Annotated in this window: 15 protein-coding genes; 12 read left to right on the top strand and 3 right to left on the bottom strand. The window is 48.5% G+C overall.

Annotated features, from left to right (window positions below):
• Nucleotides 1–792 precede the first annotated feature (792 nt).
• Both Q4Q50_RS03935 and Q4Q50_RS03930 read right to left on the bottom strand, forming a co-directional pair.
• Entirely contained in the window at nt 793–1,698 is a 906-nt protein-coding gene (locus tag Q4Q50_RS03935; protein ID WP_006083558.1) for a substrate-binding domain-containing protein, read from the bottom strand.
• A 69-nt stretch (nt 1,699–1,767) separates the two neighbouring features.
• On the bottom strand, nt 1,768–2,640 hold the full coding sequence (locus Q4Q50_RS03930; RefSeq protein ID WP_311898489.1) for a formate dehydrogenase accessory sulfurtransferase FdhD: 873 nt from the start codon (nt 2,638–2,640) through the stop codon (nt 1,768–1,770).
• Between the two features lie 319 nt (nt 2,641–2,959).
• Between Q4Q50_RS03930 and Q4Q50_RS03925 the strand changes: the two genes are divergently transcribed.
• From Q4Q50_RS03925 to Q4Q50_RS03870, 12 genes are all read left to right on the top strand, one after another.
• On the top strand, nt 2,960–3,424 hold the full coding sequence (locus tag Q4Q50_RS03925) for a DUF3305 domain-containing protein (protein ID WP_006083560.1): 465 nt from the start codon (nt 2,960–2,962) through the stop codon (nt 3,422–3,424).
• Entirely contained in the window at nt 3,424–4,092 is a 669-nt protein-coding gene (locus tag Q4Q50_RS03920; RefSeq protein WP_259507946.1) for a DUF3306 domain-containing protein, read from the top strand. Before Q4Q50_RS03925 ends, Q4Q50_RS03920 begins: the two co-directional genes overlap by 1 nt.
• Nucleotides 4,093–4,281: 189 nt before the next feature.
• Nucleotides 4,282–5,943, top strand: a complete 1,662-nt coding sequence (locus Q4Q50_RS03915; protein ID WP_259216069.1) for a 4Fe-4S binding protein — start codon at nt 4,282–4,284, stop codon at nt 5,941–5,943.
• A gap of 10 nt (nt 5,944–5,953) precedes the next feature.
• Nucleotides 5,954–6,631, top strand: a complete 678-nt coding sequence (locus tag Q4Q50_RS03910) for a TorD/DmsD family molecular chaperone (protein ID WP_006084526.1) — start codon at nt 5,954–5,956, stop codon at nt 6,629–6,631.
• A 174-nt stretch (nt 6,632–6,805) separates the two neighbouring features.
• Nucleotides 6,806–7,003: a twin-arginine translocation signal domain-containing protein gene (locus Q4Q50_RS03905; RefSeq protein ID WP_006084528.1), complete on the top strand. Its 198-nt coding sequence runs from the start codon at nt 6,806–6,808 to the stop codon at nt 7,001–7,003.
• A 17-nt stretch (nt 7,004–7,020) separates the two neighbouring features.
• Nucleotides 7,021–9,873, top strand: coding sequence for a molybdopterin-dependent oxidoreductase (locus tag Q4Q50_RS03900; RefSeq protein WP_006084530.1), 2,853 nt, complete (start codon nt 7,021–7,023; stop codon nt 9,871–9,873).
• A 26-nt stretch (nt 9,874–9,899) separates the two neighbouring features.
• Nucleotides 9,900–10,496 carry a formate dehydrogenase FDH3 subunit beta gene (fdh3B, locus tag Q4Q50_RS03895; RefSeq protein WP_006083566.1) on the top strand — a complete coding sequence of 199 codons (597 nt, stop codon included), beginning with the start codon at nt 9,900–9,902 and terminating at the stop codon, nt 10,494–10,496.
• A 49-nt stretch (nt 10,497–10,545) separates the two neighbouring features.
• A complete protein-coding gene (locus Q4Q50_RS03890; protein ID WP_006083567.1) occupies nt 10,546–11,574 on the top strand; it encodes a formate dehydrogenase subunit gamma in 1,029 nt (342 codons plus the stop codon).
• A 384-nt stretch (nt 11,575–11,958) separates the two neighbouring features.
• On the top strand, nt 11,959–12,159 hold the full coding sequence (locus tag Q4Q50_RS03885; RefSeq protein WP_006084531.1) for a twin-arginine translocation signal domain-containing protein: 201 nt from the start codon (nt 11,959–11,961) through the stop codon (nt 12,157–12,159).
• A 17-nt stretch (nt 12,160–12,176) separates the two neighbouring features.
• Complete coding sequence (locus Q4Q50_RS03880) at nt 12,177–15,029, top strand: molybdopterin-dependent oxidoreductase (protein ID WP_311898486.1); 2,853 nt, start codon at nt 12,177–12,179, stop codon at nt 15,027–15,029.
• A gap of 29 nt (nt 15,030–15,058) precedes the next feature.
• A complete protein-coding gene (gene fdh3B / locus Q4Q50_RS03875) occupies nt 15,059–15,628 on the top strand; it encodes a formate dehydrogenase FDH3 subunit beta (RefSeq protein WP_071940374.1) in 570 nt (189 codons plus the stop codon).
• A gap of 79 nt (nt 15,629–15,707) precedes the next feature.
• Nucleotides 15,708–16,691, top strand: coding sequence for a formate dehydrogenase subunit gamma (locus tag Q4Q50_RS03870; RefSeq protein WP_311898485.1), 984 nt, complete (start codon nt 15,708–15,710; stop codon nt 16,689–16,691).
• 80 nt (nt 16,692–16,771) lie between these two features.
• On the opposite strand, the gene Q4Q50_RS03865 is transcribed toward Q4Q50_RS03870, so the two are convergent.
• A complete protein-coding gene (locus Q4Q50_RS03865) occupies nt 16,772–18,829 on the bottom strand; it encodes a TonB-dependent receptor (protein ID WP_311898484.1) in 2,058 nt (685 codons plus the stop codon).
• Nucleotides 18,830–18,954: the final 125 nt, after the last annotated feature.

Below are 18,954 nucleotides of genomic sequence, written 5' to 3'. Positions count from 1 at the left end.
AACCCTAAGGTTTCGGCTCAATGAATTCTGTTATTTGTTTCCGCCCTCTCTTCATAAAGAGAAGAAAGCGAAACCAAAATTATGTACATATTGCTATGAACACTCATTCATTGATTTAATTCTTTGATTACTCACTCGAAAGTAAAGTAATTTCGATTAACTCAACACCTGTGAGTGTCCACACAGATTTCTTGTTTTATCTTGTTAAAGAGCAACTCAACCTCGTAAGAGAAGATGAGTACCACACTGAGCGCCGAACGCTTCCAGTTGGCTAGGGCTGCGTATTCTACGCATTTCCCGTTTCGCGTCAAGGAGTATTTTTCAACTTCTTGCTGCGCTTGAATTAAATGCTTAAAAGCGACTCAATTCAAGCTAACTCGTCAGCTGGCTTTCGCTGTCTGCCGTGTCAGTGGATGCGCATTATAGGGAGCAGGAGATTTTGTGCAACCCCTATTTCAAGGAAATTTGCAGTTAATTCTAATTATCTAATCTAACCACACCATACCCACCACTTACCCCCAAAGTTATCCACAAAATGGCATTTTCTCTGCTGTTATTTCTCATATTCTGCGGTTCTACGGCATCAAGACGAAGGGATTTGCGCATAGATTCTATAAAGTTTAGATAAGGATAACGGCTACTCGAGCCGAAATAACTTAATCAGGGACAGGGAGAGATCTCTTTAATCCTTATTTGGTAACTCGCTATATAAGTAGCAGCATAAGTAACTGTCATAAGTAGTGCAGAGATCATTCGACTCTATTCACCTTCATCTATTTTCGAGTGAGCGGATTAGCTCGCACTCCAGAGTAATTGCCCACAGTCGGTAAGATCATAGCCACCCAGTAGCGCCGCCATTTGCCTCGAGTGGCCGCTCGCCAACATAGTAAAGAGTTGTTGAAGCTGACGACGGAAGTAAATGCTTTGCGGCATAACGAAATCGAAGGACTCTTTAATCAGTGGCACGAAACTCAAACCACTCTCCAATGCCACAGATTGACAGCCAAAACCTATATCGGCATCACCACGGGCGATATAACCTGCCAGCTCCCGTTCACTATAGGCCGTCAGCACGACATTTAGCTGATCTAAGCGAGCGCCTTGCTTTAACAACCAATGTTCTAAATGTTGCTGGCTACCCGCGCCGCCCTGACGACTCACCCAACGCCAAGGTAAGTTCACGACTTTATCTTCCTCTTGGCACCTGTGGTGCATATCGGCACGCATGATCAACCCTTGTTGACGGGAGTAACCGTGCACCATGATCCATTGTTGATGATTGTTATACCCTTTAAGTAAGGCTGGATGACGGATATTGCGATCCTCCATACTGCCCCAGTGCAAGGTACACACATCGGCATAACCTTTAGCGAGTAACTCTAATCCTAAGCGTGAACCTGTCGCGCTGTAGCTTATCAACTCACGGCTACCGACTTGTGCCATCAAGCGCGCCACCAGCATAGATAAGAGTGGATCGTCACTACCGGTGATCAACAAACGGTCGGTAAGCATGCCACTGTGACACGAATCCATCACCCAACGGTCGATTAACACTTTCGGGAATAGCCATTTACCGGTGATTTTAGTGGCGGGGAGAATTCTGTCATTGGCCATGGCGTAGACTTTTTTCTCGTTAAGATCTAAATACTCGGCCACTTGCTTCGCGCTCATGTAAACCAATTCACTGGCAGACGTCATCTTGTTTCCTTGTCTTATTCTTTATTACTGCATGCAAGTCTTAGCATTACTGTCTTAGCTCACTTGGGGCTAAGGAGCCGTATTGGCATCAAATTGCAGATTTTCACTGCCGTGATACACCAAAAAGTGTCGACCTTTAGCGCGGGCGATAATAGTAATGCCTAACTGCTGCGCCAGTGCTAAGCCCATCTGAGTGACGCCGCTACGTGATAGCAAAATGGGGATCCCCATCTTGGCGACTTTAATCACCATTTCAGAGGTTAATCGGCCTGTGGTATAAAAAATCTTGTTATCACCACGATCCTGCGTCAGCCACATATCCCCTGCCAAGGTATCAACGGCGTTATGGCGGCCGACATCTTCAACGAAGGCCATAATCCTATCGTCTTCGCACAAACCACAGCCATGCACAGCGCCAGCATTCTTATAGGTTTCGTTATATTCGTTGATATTTTTCAATAAGCTATACAGCGTGCTTTGCTTCAAACTCGGTGTAGGTAAATTGATGTTATCGAGATCCTGCATAAAGCTGCCATAAACCGTGCCTTGACCACAGCCTGACGTCACGGTTTTTTCAGAGAGCTTCTCGTCGAGATCGGCGGTTTGTTCACGGGTAACCACAGCCGCAGAACTCACATCCCAATCGACGATGACAGAGTCCAGCAGGCTCACATCCGAAATAAAGCCTTGGTTCTTAAGATAACCTAACGCCAGAGACTCAGGTTTTGCCCCTAGGGTCATCAGCGTCACTATCGGACGCCAGTTTAAATAAACGGTAAGTGGACGTTCGCAGGCGACAAATTTATCTAGCACTTCCCCAGCTTCATTCACTGCTTTTACGGCAATGGTTAACGGTACTTCCGCTTGGGTTCTCACAAAAGAACACTGATGATGAGGCTTCTGAGTGGGGTTAGCTACCGCTACTTCTTTATCTGTGCCCATGCTGTTTTCCGAAATCATAATGCTACCGCTTAACGAGTCATGGCCTGAGCATAGCAATATTTATACCTAGGTATAAAACTCGGGTTTAAATGCGTGATCTGCCGCAATGCTGATTTTTCATTAGCCCTTTTATGTCCCAAATAAAACCCAGCACTGGACAAAATGTCCACTTTTGAGGGGGTTTTTGATGATCTAGTTCAAACTAATACCCCATGTTTACTGGCACCAATATTGCAGTGACCTTTTATCGCAATTTGTTGGTAAAACCGATCCGTTCGATCTACGGTTCGTCCATCAACACGGCTGAGACGGAGAGACAATGCAACATACAACGAATGTTTGGCCCATGTACGTTTCACTTAAAAAAGTAGAGAAACAAGTTGGCCGCTGGACCTCAGTACAATGGGAAATTGAACACCTACTTCCCGCCACCCATCAAGCCCCTGACGACGCGACCTTAGTGCTCCTCGAACTGCACAAAGACGAACGTGCCAGCTATCGCCTCAATCTCGATGTCGATAACGCTATGCTGTATTTAGTGTGCGATGAAACGGCCGATGGCACTTGGATACCCGCAGCGCTGTCGGCAGATCAAAACGTCGCCGCAGGTTGCCTTGAGGGCAATACCCCTGTCATCAACCTATTGATGCCAGAAGCAATAGCTTGTTGGATTGAAGCCTTTATCACCCAGCATGGCGAAGTCGAAATCGCCGCCCATCGCCGTAAGCATGTCGATGGCCGTAAGAATCAAGGCCCGAGTCACGATCCACTTCGGAGGGACTAATGGCTGAATCCACGCAAAAAACGGCTGGGCTACTGAGTCGCTGGAACCAGCGTCGCGAACAAGTTGCCGCTGAACAAGCGCGAGAAACTCAAGAAGAAGCCGCGCCTCAAGCGCCGATCGCGACCGAAGCCACTGTGGCAGTTGAGTCGCTTAATCCCACAGAACCCGCAGTAGAGTCCAATACTGCCGAACATGACGATCCGAATCGCATGCTCACGGCGGCGGATTTACCGAATCCTGACGAAATTGAAATTGGCGGCAGCTTTGCGAGTTTTATGGGCGCGAATGTCGATCCGGCAGCGAAATCTGCGGCGCTACGCGCACTGTGGAAACAACCGCACTTCAACGAGATAGATGGGCTTTTAGAATATGCGCTCGATTACAGTAATCAGCCCAAACTCAGCGCCGAAGTTTCAGCAGAATTAGCACAAAAAGTCTTCCGCTACATCACCAAAGACAGCGAAACGCCGGATGAAGAGTCAGCCTTAGCCAAACAAGCTGCAGAAACTAATCCATCCGCTAGTCTTGATGTAAGCGAAACCACGACTCAAGAAGTCGAAACCGAATTGGCAGCAGAGCCGATAGCGGACAATTTGGATGGGGAGACTGATGACCTACCCCAAAATGCACCAGAGCCCTCGGCTCAGGCCCAAACCCGAGTTGTTTAACGTCAGTTTAGCTAATTTTAATGTCCGTAACTTTGGTATGTGAATTGCTGTACTAAGACATAAAAAAGCTTAGATAAAAGCAGAAAAGGCAATGACTTACTTATTACCAGCCGCCTAAATCTGCCCAGATACAGTAAAACAAGAAACAGCCAGAGTACTGTTCAGGAACGCAATGTGAGCACTCATTTGATGACCAATCAAACCCAAGAAGCGTTAAAACAAGCGCGGCAACAGGTGTTAGCGCAAACTCAGATGCTGCAGAATCTGATCCCGCCAACCGTCAGCTACACCACCGAAGGCAATGTCCTCATTATCGGCCCAGAAGATCTGGCTCGCCTTGCCGCGGACAAATTGTCCACTATGGCCCATCGCGTGATTTTAGCCAATGAAGCCATTACCAGCCAAGATGAAGCCCACCTTGAGCGTGTGATGGCGGCGGCAACCGATGTCGAAAGTTACTACAACAAACTCATTGGCGTAAAAGGCTTTTTAGGCCAATTCCAAGTCAGTGTTGAACATCAAGATGGCGCGGCCGAACTCAGTTTAGTGTCGATTCGTAAACCCCATTTCGATATCGTGCTCGATTTGAGCAGCACAGCTTGTTTGAACTTAGAGATGCTACCACCCGGTTATTTCTATGTCGGTCAAGATGCTGAGAAACTCGAAGATGCCCTCGCCCAAATTCCCGATCTCGTCGGCCAATTCGATAAGCCTCGCTACGTCAAAATCAACCCAGATATTTGTGCCCACGACCGCAATGGTATTAACGGTTGTAATCGTTGCCTCAACTTTTGCCCAGCCGATGCAATTAGTAGCGTGGCGAAGAAAATTGAAATCGACCCATACCTTTGCCACGGCGCGGGCAGTTGTACCAGCGCTTGTCCAACGGGTGCCATCAGTTACGATTTACCGACGCCGCAGGCTTTACATTCATATCTGAACAAAGTCGTTAGTCGTTTCCGCGAGCAAGCCCAAACCGCACCGGTAATTTTGTTCCACGACAATGCCGTCGGCGCCGACTTTATCACCGACGATCTAGCGGGTGATATTATCCCCGTCGCCTTAGAAGAAATTACGGTTGCCAGCTTAGATCATTGGCTGTCGGTACTCGCATGGGGCGCACGCCAAGTGCTGATCCTTAATACCGACGCCACAGCGCCAACTCTTACACAAATGCTTAAAGGCGAGCTTTCGTTAGCCAACAGTATTTTAGATGAGATGGGTCAGCCGCAACGTATCAGCCTCATCGACCCAAGCATGCTTGCAGATTTAGATTCGATGCTCGATATCAGCTTAGATTGGCCCGTGATCGTGCCCGCTGCATTTGCCTCGACCACTAAACGCAACACGCTATTTGAAGCGATAGATCACCTCAATAGCCAAGCGGGTGAAATCGATACTTGCCTTAGTCTCAACAACATTCCCTTTGGCAAAGTCAGCGTGAATGTCGAAAAGTGCACTATGTGCATGTCCTGCGTGGCAATTTGTCCAACCGTGGCATTGCAAGATGGCGGCGACAAACCTGCACTACACTTTATTGAGCAAAACTGCGTGCAATGCGGCTTATGTGAAGCGGCCTGTCCTGAAAAAGTGATAAGCCTAACGCCACAAATTAATTTTGATAAAGCTGCTCGTCAGCAACAACACACCCTGAAAGAGGAAGCCCCCTTCGAATGTATTCGCTGCGGCTCTCCTTTTGCGACCCAATCTATGGTGCATCGGATGCTGGATATGGTCGGCGCGCACAGCGCATTTTCTGCCAATATTGAGCGCTTGAAAATGTGTGGCGACTGCCGGGTAAAAGACATGTTTGAAGACATTCTTCAAGATCCTGAAAAGCAACTGCGATAAGAGATCCGCTATGACCGAATCAGTAAGACAAGTTTCAGAAAACGATCAGTTGAGAGCCGATATCTATCAACTGTTAGCCGCCCTATTGCGCCGTCAGCCGAGTCCTGAACTGCTGCAATTTTTGGCCAATCTTGAAATCGATGCCAATGAAGACAACGAGATGACCAAAGCTTGGTTATCACTCCAACTTGCCGCCCAGCAGTTCAACGATGAACAGCTTGAAGACGAGTATTTTGCGCTATTCCTCGGCGTAGGCTCTGGTGAAATCCTCCCCTATGGCAGCTGGTTTATGACTGGCTCCTTAATGGACAAACCGCTGGCATTACTGCGCCAAGACCTGATGCAACTCGGATTTGAACGCGAAGACAACGTCAAAGAACCCGAAGATCATGTAGCCGCCCTTTGTGAAGTAATGGGAACCCTGATTCTAGAAGCGCCGAGCTATCGCCAACTGGCTTTTTACCAACGCCATATCGGCAGTTGGATTGGCCGCTTCTGCGACAACTTAGCTAAGGCGCCCAGCGCTGCGTTTTACGCGACTGTCGCCCAGCTAGCAAAAGCCTTCTTTGAAATGGAAGCCAGTGCCTTTGAACAATTGAGCTTAGATATTCCTGTCAATTGCCCAGGCAGCGCCGACCTACAACCGGCCACCAGCGATTTAGCAAAACCAGTGGAATTAATGAACTAAGACTAAGCTTAATAATAGCGCGACATGTGCGCGCTAGATATCAGTGCTAAATGGATTGAAACAGCGAAGGTGAAGTCACACGCACCTTCGCAACAATAACGAAAGCTTAGGCTTTCACAATAACCGAGGTGGTCGCCGTTTGTGCCACCTTATCCCGCAACACAAGGAGACACTATGAAGAAGCCAGCTTCCGACATGGGCCGTCGTCAATTGCTCAAAGCATTGGCACTCGGCAGTGCGGCAGGCGCAGTGGTAACCGTGAGCAGTCAGGCGTTAGCTTCGACAAAAACGGCAGAAACCACAGAGCCTAAGAGTGAGAACTACCGCGAAACCGACCATATCCGTAACTATTATGCGTCGTTGAACAACTAACCAGAGGAGAGTGTGTGATGCGATTAACCCGCAAAACAGACCAGGTTGTCGAATCTAAAGCGCCAGCACTGGGTCTCAATCGTCGTCAGTTCTTAAAATCGGCAGGTCTTGCCACAGGTGGCATAGCTGCGGCGTCCATGCTGGGCACAGGCATGATGCGTAAAGCACAAGCCCAAGAAGACATAGGCCACAATGTTCCCACCGAAGTTAAACGTACCATCTGTTCTCACTGCGCCGTCGGCTGTGGTGTATATGCAGAAGTACAAAACGGCGTGTGGACAGGTCAAGAACCGGCATTTGACCATCCCTTTAACCAAGGTGGACACTGCGCGAAAGGTGCGGCACTGCGTGAGCACGGCCACGGTGAAAAACGCCTGAAATACCCAATGAAGTTAGAAGGCGGCAAGTGGAAAAAGATCTCTTGGGATCAAGCGATTAATGAAGTCGGCGACAAGATGGAAGCGATTCGTCAAGAGTCAGGTCCAGATTCCGTTTACTTTATGGGTAGCGCCAAGTTTTCGAACGAACAAGCTTATTTATATCGCAAATTAGCGGCACTGTGGGGCACGAACAACGTCGACCATTCAGCCCGTATTTGTCACTCTACCACGGTAGCCGGTGTTGCTAACACTTGGGGCTACGGTGCGCAAACCAACTCGATTAACGATATCCGCCACACTAAGTGCATCATGTTTGTGGGTTCAAACCCAAGTGAAGCGCACCCAGTGGCAATGCAACATATTCTGGTCGCCAAAGAACGCGGCGCGAAAGTGATTGTTGTTGATCCACGTTTCACCCGTACTGCAGCGAAATCTGACGAGTACGTGCATATCCGCCCAGGTACAGATATCCCCTTCATTTATGGCCTGTTATGGCACATTTTTGAAAACGGCTGGGAAGATAAAGAGTTTATCAAACAACGTGTATACGGCATCGAGCGTATCCGTGAAGAAGCCAAAAAATACACCCCAGAAGAAGTTGAACTGGTTGCAGGCGTGCCTAAGGCGCAAATGTACCGTGTGGCTAAAATGCTGGCCGAAACGAAACCCGGCACTATCGTTTGGTGTATGGGCGGTACTCAGCATCACGTCGGTAATGCCAACACCCGTTCATACTGTATTTTACAGTTAGCCCTTGGCAACATGGGTGTTTCTGGTGGCGGGACCAACATCTTCCGTGGTCACGATAACGTGCAAGGCGCGACTGACTTTGGTTTGTTATTCGACAACTTACCCGGTTACTACGGCTTAACGACAGGCGCATGGGCTCACTGGTCAAATGTATGGGATCTCGATCCTAAATGGATTGCAAGCCGTTTCGACCAAGGTGAATACCTAGGCCAAACACCACAAACCTCAGCCGGTATTCCTTGCTCTCGCTGGCACGATGGGGTGTTAGAAGATAAAACCAAAATTGCGCAGAAAGACAATATCCGTCTGGCGTTCTTCTGGGGACAATCGGTTAACACTGAAACCCGTGGTCGTGAAGTGCGTGAAGCATTGAACAAGATGGATACTGTGGTTGTGGTCGATCCTTTCCCAACCATGGCAGGTGTTATGCACCAACGTAAAGACGGTGTGTATCTATTGCCTGCGGCGACGCAATTCGAAACCTATGGTTCAGTATCGGCCTCAAACCGTTCGCTCCAATGGCGTACTAAAGTCATCGAGCCACTGTTTGAGTCTCTGCCCGATCACATCATCATGTATAAGTTCGCTAAAAAATGGGGCGTTGAAAAAGAATTCTGTAAGCACATTCAAGTGAATGGCGAAGAGCCTTTGATTGAAGATGTGACCCGCGAATTCAATACTGGTATGTGGACTGTGGGTTATACAGGTCAAAGCCCTGAGCGTTTGAAAATGCACCAAGAAAACTGGGGCACTTTCGATGTCAATAATCTAACAGCACCAGGCGGCCCTGCTAAGGGTGAAGTCTACGGTTTACCTTGGCCATGTTGGGGTACACCAGAGATGAAACATCCTGGCACCCAGATCCTGTACGATCAATCAAAACACGTGAAAGACGGTGGCGGTAACTTCCGTGCCCGTTACGGTGTCGAACACGATGGCGTCAACATTCTTGCCGAAGGTTCTTTCTCTAAAGGCAGTGAGATTCAAGATGGTTATCCTGAATTCTCCGCCGACATGCTCAAGCAATTGGGTTGGTGGGATGAACTCACAGATGCAGAGAAAAAACGCGCCGAAGGCAAAAACTGGAAGACTGACATTTCTGGTGGCATCCAACGTGTTGCGATCAAGCATGGCTGTATTCCCTATGGTAACGCTAAAGCCCGTTGTATCGTTTGGACTTTCCCAGATGATATCCCGAAACACCGCGAACCACTTTACACTCCTCGTCGTGACTTAGTCGCCAAATACCCAACCTACGAAGACCGTATGGTTGCGCGTCTGCCGACCTTGTATAAGTCAATCCAAGATAAGGACTTTACCCAAGGCTACCCACTGACACTGACCTCTGGTCGTCTAGTGGAATACGAAGGCGGCGGTGAAGAATCCCGTTCTAACCCTTGGCTTGCTGAGCTGCAACAAGAAATGTTCATCGAGATGAACCCTGCGGATGCTGCGGATCGCGGCGTGCGTGACGGTGACAATGTCTTTGTGCATGGCCCAGAAGGCGCCAAGATCACGGTTAAGGCTATGGTGACACCGCGCGTTATTGCCGGTGAATGTTTTATGCCATACCACTTTGCTGGTGTGTTTGAAGGCGAAAGCCTAGCGAAAAACTATCCTGAAGGCACAGTGCCTTACGTGATAGGCGAATCGGCAAACACCATTTTAACTTATGGCTACGACGTTGTGACTCAGATGCAAGAAACTAAGTCCAGCTTGTGCCAGATCAGCAAAGCCTAACCTACTTGATGAGGAGATAAGCCATTATGGCAGTCATGAAATTTCTGTGTGACACCAAGCGCTGCATCGAGTGTAACGGTTGTGTCACTGCATGTAAGAACGAAAACGACTCCGCTCTCGAGTGGGGAATCCAACGTCGCCGCGTGGTGACGATTAACGATGGTCTACCTGGCGAAGCTTCTATTTCAGTGGCATGTATGCACTGTACTGACGCTCCCTGCATGGCTGTATGTCCGGCAGATTGTTTCTACCGTACCGAAGACGGCATAGTGCTACACAACAAAGATACCTGTATCGGTTGTGGTTATTGCTTCTATGCTTGTCCATTTGGTGCACCGCAATTCCCGAAAAAGACTGCCTTTGGTAGTCGTGGCAAGATGGACAAGTGTACTTTCTGCGCCGGTGGCCCAGAAGAAACCTTCTCCGAAGCCGAGCGTAAAAAATACGGCGCCAACCGTATTGCTGAGGGCAAGTTACCTATGTGTGCTGAGCTTTGTTCGACAAAAGCCCTGCTCGCGGGTGATGCGGAAGTGGTATCCAATATCTACCGTCAACGTATGGCCTCTCGTGGCAATCCTAACGTGATTTGGGGTTACAACCCCAAGACAGGTGAGATTAACTAAGTAGAGCGAGGGTTAGGGAGTCATCCCTAACCTCTGGCAAGGAGTGAAAATGTTAAACAAACAGTTAAACAAATCACTGCGCAGTCTGTTTGCTCTGTTGGTGCTCGTCATGGGATTGGGATTAGGTTCAGTAATGAGCGCAAGCCCAGTACACGCAAGTGATCAGCAATCGAGTCAACAACAGGCGAAAGCGCAAACCAGCGATGCCGATCTTTGGCGAGCGGTAAAAGCAGGCGATGCCGGCTATACCACTGCCAAAGGGATAGATACTGGGGTGTTGATTAACGTTGCCGGTAACCAAGGTAAAGAACTGAGAAACCAATATCTGACCCCGATTATGGCTTTGGCCGTTGTCGGTGTGTTCGGGGCTTTCTTATTGTTTTATCTGGTGAATGGTCCATCAAAACTCAGCAAAGGCTTTTCAGGCAAGTTAGTGGCACGTTGGTCTAAGGCGGATCTGTGGATCCACTGGATCATGGCGAGTAGCTGCCTGACACTGATGTTTACCGGTTTAACCATAATGTTAGGTAAGCATGTTGTTCAGCCAATGTTAGGACCTGATCTGTGGGCGCCATTGATCTACGGCAGCAAAACCATCCACGATTGGGCAGGTCCCATCTTTATCGCGGCTTGGGCTGTCTGTGTCGTCAAATGGATGCCACTACAAACCTTCAAGATGTATGATTTGAAATGGTTTTTAGTGGTAGGTGGTTATATCAACTTTGGCCCGTTCAAAGGTAAACACCCCGACAGTGGTTTTGCTAACGCCGGTGAAAAAATGTGGTTCTGGACCCTGATGTTGTTTGGTTTATTTATCAGTGTTTCTGGCATCATGTTGGTGTTACCTGGCTTAGACTTACCGCGCGAAGCCTCCATGGGCGCGCTACTGATCCACTCTATCAGCGCCATTATTCTGATTGCCTTTACCATAGTGCATATTTGGATGGCGACCGTACTCAGCGAAGGCGGTATGGAGTGTATGAAGTCAGGCTATTGTGATGAAAACTGGGCAATCCAGCACCACAATCTCTGGTATGACGAAATCAAAGCCAACGGCAACTTAAAGTATAAAGACTAAGTTAAACCGCAGCTTTTAGGTCCTTAAAACACCCCGCCATGCGGGGTGTTCTTTTATCTGCACTTCATTAGACAATACAAAAACTTAACACCTGAAACGTCTTGATACAAAAAGCCACCAGCCCCCTGCTCCCGAGGGAGTTGCGAAACTATGAGCGAGTTAACGCTTTAAGAGAACGGCAGCCGATTTCAACACTGCAAACTGTCCTAGATCAATTCCTACTCAACCCTTTCCTACTATATTGCCGTCACGCGCGATGATTGATGGCAAACAAGATGATTTCATTATCTTTCCCACCGCTAATCTTCACTTTTTGATAACAAGATAAATCCCACAAAAAGCCGTGCGATCTCAAAAAACTAAACCCTAATTTCAGGAGTCAGCATGAAGCAGCAACCCAGCGATTTATCTCGCCGATCTTTGCTTAAAGCGCTCACCGTCGGCAGCGTAGCGGGTGCCGCGATTGCCGCAACCGGCATGAGCGTGGCACAGGCCAGCGAGAGCAGCAAGGTAACCACCAAAGCGTCAAAGGGTTACCACGAAACTGCGCACATCAGCAGCTATTACAATAGCTTGCGCAGCTAATCTAGGAGAAGTCAGCGATGAAGTTAACTCGCAAGTCTAGTGTCGCCCCAGTGGCAGACAAACCGGCGTTAGGCATTAGCCGTCGTCAATTTATGAAGCACGCAGGTATTGCAACCGGTGGTATTGCGGCGGCATCACTAATGGGCACAGGCATGATGCGTCGCGTCGAAGCCAAAGAAGTGCCACATGATGCCCCTATCGAAGTCAAACGTACTATTTGTAGTGCCTGCGCCGTCGGTTGTGGTCTGTATGCTGAAGTACAAAATGGCGTGTGGACGGGTCAAGAACCTGCATTCGATCACCCCTTTAACGCCGGTGGTCACTGCGCTAAAGGTGCGGCACTGCGTGAACATGGCCACGGTGAAAAACGCCTGAAATACCCAATGAAATTGGTTGATGGCAAGTGGAAAAAAATCTCTTGGGAAGATGCGATTAACGAAGTGGGCGACCAAATGCTCAACATTCGTAAAGAATCCGGCCCAGACTCAGTGTACTTCATGGGTAGCGCTAAATTCTCAAACGAAGGTTGCTACATGTACCGCAAACTGGCGGCCATGTGGGGCACAAACAACGTCGACCATTCAGCTCGTATTTGTCACTCTACCACGGTAGCCGGTGTTGCTAACACTTGGGGCTACGGTGCGCAAACTAACTCCTTTAACGATATCCAAAACGCGAATGCGATTTTCTTTATCGGTGCTAACCCTGCAGAAGCCCACCCAGTGGCGATGCAACATATCCTGATCGCTAAAGAAAGAAACAACGCTAAGTTGATCGTGGTTGATCCACGTTTCTCTCGCACCGCGGCGCATTCAGATCTGCACTGTGCATTGCGTCCAGGTACCGATATTCCGTTTATCTACGGTATGTTATGGCACATTTTTGAAAACGGTTGGGAGGATAAAACCTTTATCCAACAACGTGTTTTCGAGATGGACACCATTCGCGCCGAGGCGAAAAAATTTCCACCTAAAGAAGTAGAAAACATCACAGGCGTGAGCGAAGCCGAGGTTTATCAAGCCGCGAAACTCATGGCTGATAACCGCCCTGGTACTGTGATCTGGTGTATGGGCGGTACTCAACACCACGTCGGTAATGCCAACACCCGCGCTTACTGTATTCTGCAATTAGCGCTAGGTAACATGGGCGTGTCAGGCGGCGGTACTAACATTTTCCGTGGTCACGATAACGTGCAAGGCGCGACTGACTTAGGTTTGTTATTCGATAACTTACCGGGTTACTACGGCTTAACAACAGGTGCTTGGACTCACTGGACCCACGTGTGGGATCTAGACATGGAATGGATGAAAGGCCGTTTCGATCAAGGCACTTATCTTGGCCGCGAACCTATGACTACGCCGGGTATCCCTTGTTCTCGCTGGCACGATGGTGTGCTAGAAGAGAAAGGCAAACTCGCGCAGCAAGATAACATTCGCATGGCGTTTTTCTGGGGACAATCGGTGAACACCGAAACCCGCCAACGTGATGTGCGTGATGCTTTAGACAAGATGGACACTGTGGTGGTGGTCGATCCATTCCCAACTATGGCGGGTGTGATGCATCGCCGTAAGAATGGTGTTTACTTGCTACCAGCAGCGACACAGTTTGAAACTGAAGGCTCAGTTTCTAACTCTGGCCGCAGTCAGCAATGGCGCGAAAAAGTCATAGAGCCATTGTTTGAATCTAAAACCGATATCGAAATCATGTATCGCTTAGCGCAAAAACTCGGTTTTGCTGAGCAGTACACTAAACGCATCGCCAAAGAAAATGATTTGCCTGTGATTGAAGACATCACCCGCGAAATTAACCGCGGTATGTGGACTATCGGTATGACGGGCCAAAGCCCTGAACGTCTGAAACTGCATACCCAAAACTGGGGCACCTTCAGCAACAAGACGCTCGAAGCCGCAGGCGGCCCAGCAAAAGGCGAAACCTACGGTTTACCTTGGCCATGTTGGGGCACGCCAGAAGCGAAACACCCCGGCACCCAAATTCTTTACGATCAATCCAAACATGTTAAAGACGGTGGCGGTAACTTCCGTGCCCGTTACGGCGTTGAATACAATGGTAAAAACCTATTGGCCGAAGGCTCTTTCTCTAAAGGTGCTGAAATCCAAGACGGTTATCCAGAGTTCTCCGACAAGCTGCTCAAACAACTCGGTTGGTGGGATGATCTGACTGCGGCAGAAAAAGCCGAAGCCGAAGGCCGCAACTGGAAGACAGACTTGTCAGGCGGCATAGTACGCGTGGCGATCAAGCACGGTTGCATTCCCTTTGGTAACGCCAAAGCCCGTTGTATTGTTTGGACTTTCCCAGACCAAGCGCCTGTTCACCGCGAACCGTTATACACGCCACGCCGTGACTTAGTAGCCAAATACCCAACCTATGCCGACATGCAAGTGCACCGTCTGCCAACTCTGTATAAGTCAATCCAAGACAAAGACATGAGCGGCAAGTACCCACTGGTACTGACCTCTGGCCGTCTGGTTGAATACGAAGGGGGTGGTGAAGAATCTCGTTGTAACCCTTGGCTAGCTGAACTTCAACAGGAAATGTTTGTTGAGATAAGCCCTGCCGATGCTGCTGATCGCGGTATTCGTAACGGTGATTTCGTGTGGTTAGAAGGCGCCGAAGGTGGCCGCATTAAGGTACAAGCTATGGTGACGCCACGCGTTAAACCTGGCGTGACCTTTATGCCATATCACTTTGCGGGTGTGATGCACGGTGAAAGTTTAGCGCCTAATTATCCAGAGGGCACAGTACCTTACGTTATCGGTGAATCCGCTAACACTGCGCTGACCTATGGTTATGACCCTGTGACGCAAATGCAGGAAACCAAGGCATCACTGTGTCAGATCGTTAAAGCGTAAGTGCAGCTTAAGCTAGGAGAATTGCCATTATGGCTACAATGAAATTTTTGTGTGATACCAAGCGCTGCATCGAATGTAACGGTTGTGTCACTGCCTGTAAAAACGAAAACGACTCCGCTCTCGAGTGGGGGATCCAACGCCGCCGCGTAGTGACCATTAACGATGGTCAACGTGGAGAAGCCTCTATCTCTGTCGCCTGTATGCATTGCAGCGATGCACCTTGTATGGCAGTTTGCCCAGCAAATTGCTTCTACAGAACCGACGACGGCATAGTGCTACACAACAAAGATGCCTGTATTGGTTGCGGTTACTGCTTGTACGCCTGTCCGTTTGGCGCACCACAGTTCCCGAAAAAAGGTGCCTTTGGTAGCCGTGGCAAGATGGATAAATGTACCTTCTGCGCTGGCGGCCCAGAAGAAAACCACTCAGAGGCAGAGCGCCAAAAATACGGTTCAAACCGTATTGCCGAAGGCAAACTGCCTATGTGTGCAGAACTGTGTGCGACTAAGGCCCTGTTAGCGGGTGATGCCGAAGTGGTTTCAAGCATCTTCCGTGAGCGTGTGGCTTACCGTGGTGCTAAAAACGCGGCTTGGAATTAATTCAGGTCAACAGGATCTGTCCACAGACTTAGCTTAGCGCCTGCTCAGGCGGGCGCGACTAAGTGAGAGAGGATGTATGATGAACAAATGGTTCAAACACATAGGTTTAGCCATAGCACTGTTATTTAGTGCCGTGTGTATAGCCAATGGTGGTGATGAACTGGCGAATCAAGTTCAACAGTCTGATGCCCAAATTTGGGCACAACTGAAGGATGGTGCCACGGGATACACTACCTCCCAAAGTAAGTTTCATGCTCAACCCATCAATACCTATGATTTACGGGTATTAGAGCTACGTAGCGACTGGTTAGCGCCGGCCTTAATGGCAGCACTATTCGGCATGATCATTATCTTTGTTTTATTTATCAAGGTGAACGGCATCTCCAAGCTACACCATGGTTTTTCAGGCAAGTTAGTGCATCGCTGGTCTAAGTTTGATGTTTCAATCCACTGGTTAGGCGCGATCCCGTGCTTACTGTTGATTTTAACGGGCTTAACCTTGCTGGCAGGTCGCTTCTTCTTCCAACCTTGGTTGGGCGAAGGCATCTGGGAAGCTATCGTCTACGGCGCGAAGCAAATCCATGACGTGATGGCGATTCCCTTCATGATAGGTTGGGCATTAATGACCACCCTATGGGCGAAAAACCAGCTGCCAAAAATGTACGACGTAAAGTGGTTCTTAGTCGTGGGCGGTTACATTAACTTTGGCCCGTTCAAAGGTAAGCACCCAGACGCAGGTTTTGCGAACGCCGGTGAGAAAATGTGGTTCTGGGCCTTTGCCCTATTTGGATTAGTGATTTCGGCCTCTGGCATGTTGTTACTCTTCCCTAACCTATTCGAACCTAGCCGTACATTAAGCTTGATCGCACTCGTGCTGCACTCTGTAAGCGCAATCGTGATCTGTGCTTTCTCTATCGTGCACATCTTCATGGCAACCGTAATGTCTGAAGGCGGTATGGAGTGTATGGTGTCTGGTTATTGTGATGAAAACTGGGCAACTCAACACCACAACCTGTGGTACGACGAAATCAAAGCCAACGGCACTTTGACATATAAAGAGTAAAAGTCGCTGAAAATAAAAAACCTCCACAGCATGCTGTGGAGGTTTTTTTATGGGTAAAATAAGTTCGTTAAATCGAGCGCTTAAAAGCGGTACATCACAGAAACACCGAGATTTCTGGGGTCGATAATCGCCGCATAACCATCGGGGTAACTGCGGCTGGCGGGTTCATTTACCGTCAATGCATGCTCATCAAACAGGTTGTTTATAAAACCGCTGACTCTCCAGCTATCGGTTTGATAATCGAGGCTTAAGCGAGCCACCACATAGTCACCAGCCACCCGTGATTCGGTATTATTGATATCCGCAAAATACTCACCCACATAGTTGCCTGAAAAACCGAAAGAAAACGCATCGCCCAACCAATATTTTAAGCCCGCATTGGCGGTCATGTGCGGCGCCGAGTTCAGCTGATTGCCGATAATATCACCATAGCTAGGATCCGCTTGTTTGATCTCACTATCGAGTAACCCTACGCCCGAAATAAATTGCAGGTTTTCGGTTAACATGGCACTAAATTCAGCCTCAATACCGTAGCTGACCGCTTTATCGATATTGGTAATTTTGCGGGCGCTATTAGACGCTTGATAACCATCAAAATCGTTGTAGAAGAGGTTGGCACTCAAGTTAACATCGCCATTGGCAAATGAGCTGCGACTGCTGAGTTCATAGGTATTGACGTACTCTTCGTCGTAATAGTAATACTCACTTTCGGCTAACGACAGCGCACCGCCGCCCGAGTTATAACCCCGGCGAACACTGGCCGCCAAGGTCGTGCTGTCATTCAGCGCATATTGCAACACGAGCTTCGGCAGGGTGACGGTATTGGCATCGTCGAGTTTTTCCTGCAATTGGCTGCCCTGATAGAGCATATTGAAGTTACGTAATTGCTCGTCACGCATCACGCGGCCGCCGACAGTAACCCAGAGTGACTCGGCAAGCCCATAGGTTATTTCACCGTAAATGGAGGTGGACTTAGTGCTGTCATCACCACTGTAAACGGAACTGCCAGTACTGCTAAAATCTTGGCTGCGTTTAAAATACGCTAAACCCACAAAGCCGTTGAAGTCTTTATCTTTAAGGCCAAAGCTGTATTTACCATCGACAGTGTAACTCTGGTCGCTCATATCGACATATTGCTGCGCCGTGACAAGGGGTTCATAGGATTCAAAGCCCCAGTCATAATCCATATAAGCCACGATGAGATCTAAGGCGCGCCCTTCACCGAGGTCATAATCAACTTTCACTGAGTGAGTCGTGGATTTAGTCTCGATATATCGCTGGAAAATAGGCTTAAACGCCCAAGGATCATCACCGGTAAAATAGTTACGCCCGGAGTCACCTTTCTCATCATTGTATGAAAAGCTGTAGAGCACTTTGAGATCTTCAATCGCACTCGGCTGCCACAGGAATTTACCGCGCCAGCGATTGGTGATCAGTTCATTTTGATCAAAAGTGGCGGGATTAGTCTCGTATTCCAAGCCTTTATTGAAGGTATTCCCTGTCACATTTTGTCCGCTCACCCTAAATGCCAACTCATCATCGAGGATCGGGCCTGAGAGCATCACAGCACTGTCGATAAAGTTATCTTGATTACGATAACCGACACGAGCCGCACCTTGCCAATCGAAGGTCGGATCTTCCGTTTTAATAAACACTGTGCCACCAATGCTGTTACGGCCGTTAATAGTCGATTGTGGGCCGCGATACACCTCAATTTGTTGGATATCCCATAGGCCAGTGTCACCAGTAAGATCAGCAACAAAAGGCTCAGCAACCCCATCGACTAAGGTGGATACCCGCGCCCGAGCGCCACCGGTAAAAGAGTTAAATCCAGAGGCAGAGCCGTTACCTGAAACCCCACGGATATCCGGCACAGAACCCGATAGCACCACCACGTTAGGTACTTCAGATAAAGCACTCGAGGTGGATTGATATTGACCGCTGTCGAGCGCTTCCTTGTCGATCACCGAAATAGAAGAGGTTGTATCCTTAAGACTACGTTCAATCTTTTCACCATAAACAGTAATCTTCTCAATAGGTTCAGAAGATTCAGCATCTACGCCTGCATAAGCTGAAGATATCAACAAACTCGAAACTATTGCGGCAATTGCACTTTTTTTAAACGCCCTGCATTCCATAAAAACCTCGACAGCAACCATTGATTAAACGGTGTTAGCTTGAAATGCCGACAATCTACATTAAAACAATCTTAAATCCAAATGATAACCAATATCATTTACATTAAGCTTGTGACTTTGTGACT

The sequence above is a fragment of the Shewanella scandinavica genome (assembly GCF_031932065.1).
Lineage (GTDB): Bacteria > Pseudomonadota > Gammaproteobacteria > Enterobacterales > Shewanellaceae > Shewanella > Shewanella baltica.
The sequence above is the reverse complement of the archived record's forward strand: the minus strand, read 5'-3'. Positions and strand labels throughout refer to the sequence as shown.

Coding starts and splice junctions, on each gene's coding strand:
- Q4Q50_RS03925 (WP_006083560.1), top strand. CDS start 2,960: ATGCAACATACAACGAATGTTTGGCCCATGTACGTTTCACTTAAAAAA.
- Q4Q50_RS03890 (WP_006083567.1), top strand. CDS start 10,546: ATGTTAAACAAACAGTTAAACAAATCACTGCGCAGTCTGTTTGCTCTG.
- Q4Q50_RS03910 (WP_006084526.1), top strand. CDS start 5,954: ATGACCGAATCAGTAAGACAAGTTTCAGAAAACGATCAGTTGAGAGCC.
- Q4Q50_RS03935 (WP_006083558.1), bottom strand. CDS start 1,698: ATGACGTCTGCCAGTGAATTGGTTTACATGAGCGCGAAGCAAGTGGCC.
- Q4Q50_RS03870 (WP_311898485.1), top strand. CDS start 15,708: ATGAACAAATGGTTCAAACACATAGGTTTAGCCATAGCACTGTTATTT.
- Q4Q50_RS03930 (WP_311898489.1), bottom strand. CDS start 2,640: ATGGGCACAGATAAAGAAGTAGCGGTAGCTAACCCCACTCAGAAGCCT.
- fdh3B (WP_071940374.1), top strand. CDS start 15,059: ATGGCTACAATGAAATTTTTGTGTGATACCAAGCGCTGCATCGAATGT.
- Q4Q50_RS03885 (WP_006084531.1), top strand. CDS start 11,959: ATGAAGCAGCAACCCAGCGATTTATCTCGCCGATCTTTGCTTAAAGCG.
- Q4Q50_RS03905 (WP_006084528.1), top strand. CDS start 6,806: ATGAAGAAGCCAGCTTCCGACATGGGCCGTCGTCAATTGCTCAAAGCA.
- Q4Q50_RS03880 (WP_311898486.1), top strand. CDS start 12,177: ATGAAGTTAACTCGCAAGTCTAGTGTCGCCCCAGTGGCAGACAAACCG.
- Q4Q50_RS03915 (WP_259216069.1), top strand. CDS start 4,282: ATGACCAATCAAACCCAAGAAGCGTTAAAACAAGCGCGGCAACAGGTG.
- fdh3B (WP_006083566.1), top strand. CDS start 9,900: ATGGCAGTCATGAAATTTCTGTGTGACACCAAGCGCTGCATCGAGTGT.
- Q4Q50_RS03865 (WP_311898484.1), bottom strand. CDS start 18,829: ATGGAATGCAGGGCGTTTAAAAAAAGTGCAATTGCCGCAATAGTTTCG.
- Q4Q50_RS03900 (WP_006084530.1), top strand. CDS start 7,021: ATGCGATTAACCCGCAAAACAGACCAGGTTGTCGAATCTAAAGCGCCA.
- Q4Q50_RS03920 (WP_259507946.1), top strand. CDS start 3,424: ATGGCTGAATCCACGCAAAAAACGGCTGGGCTACTGAGTCGCTGGAAC.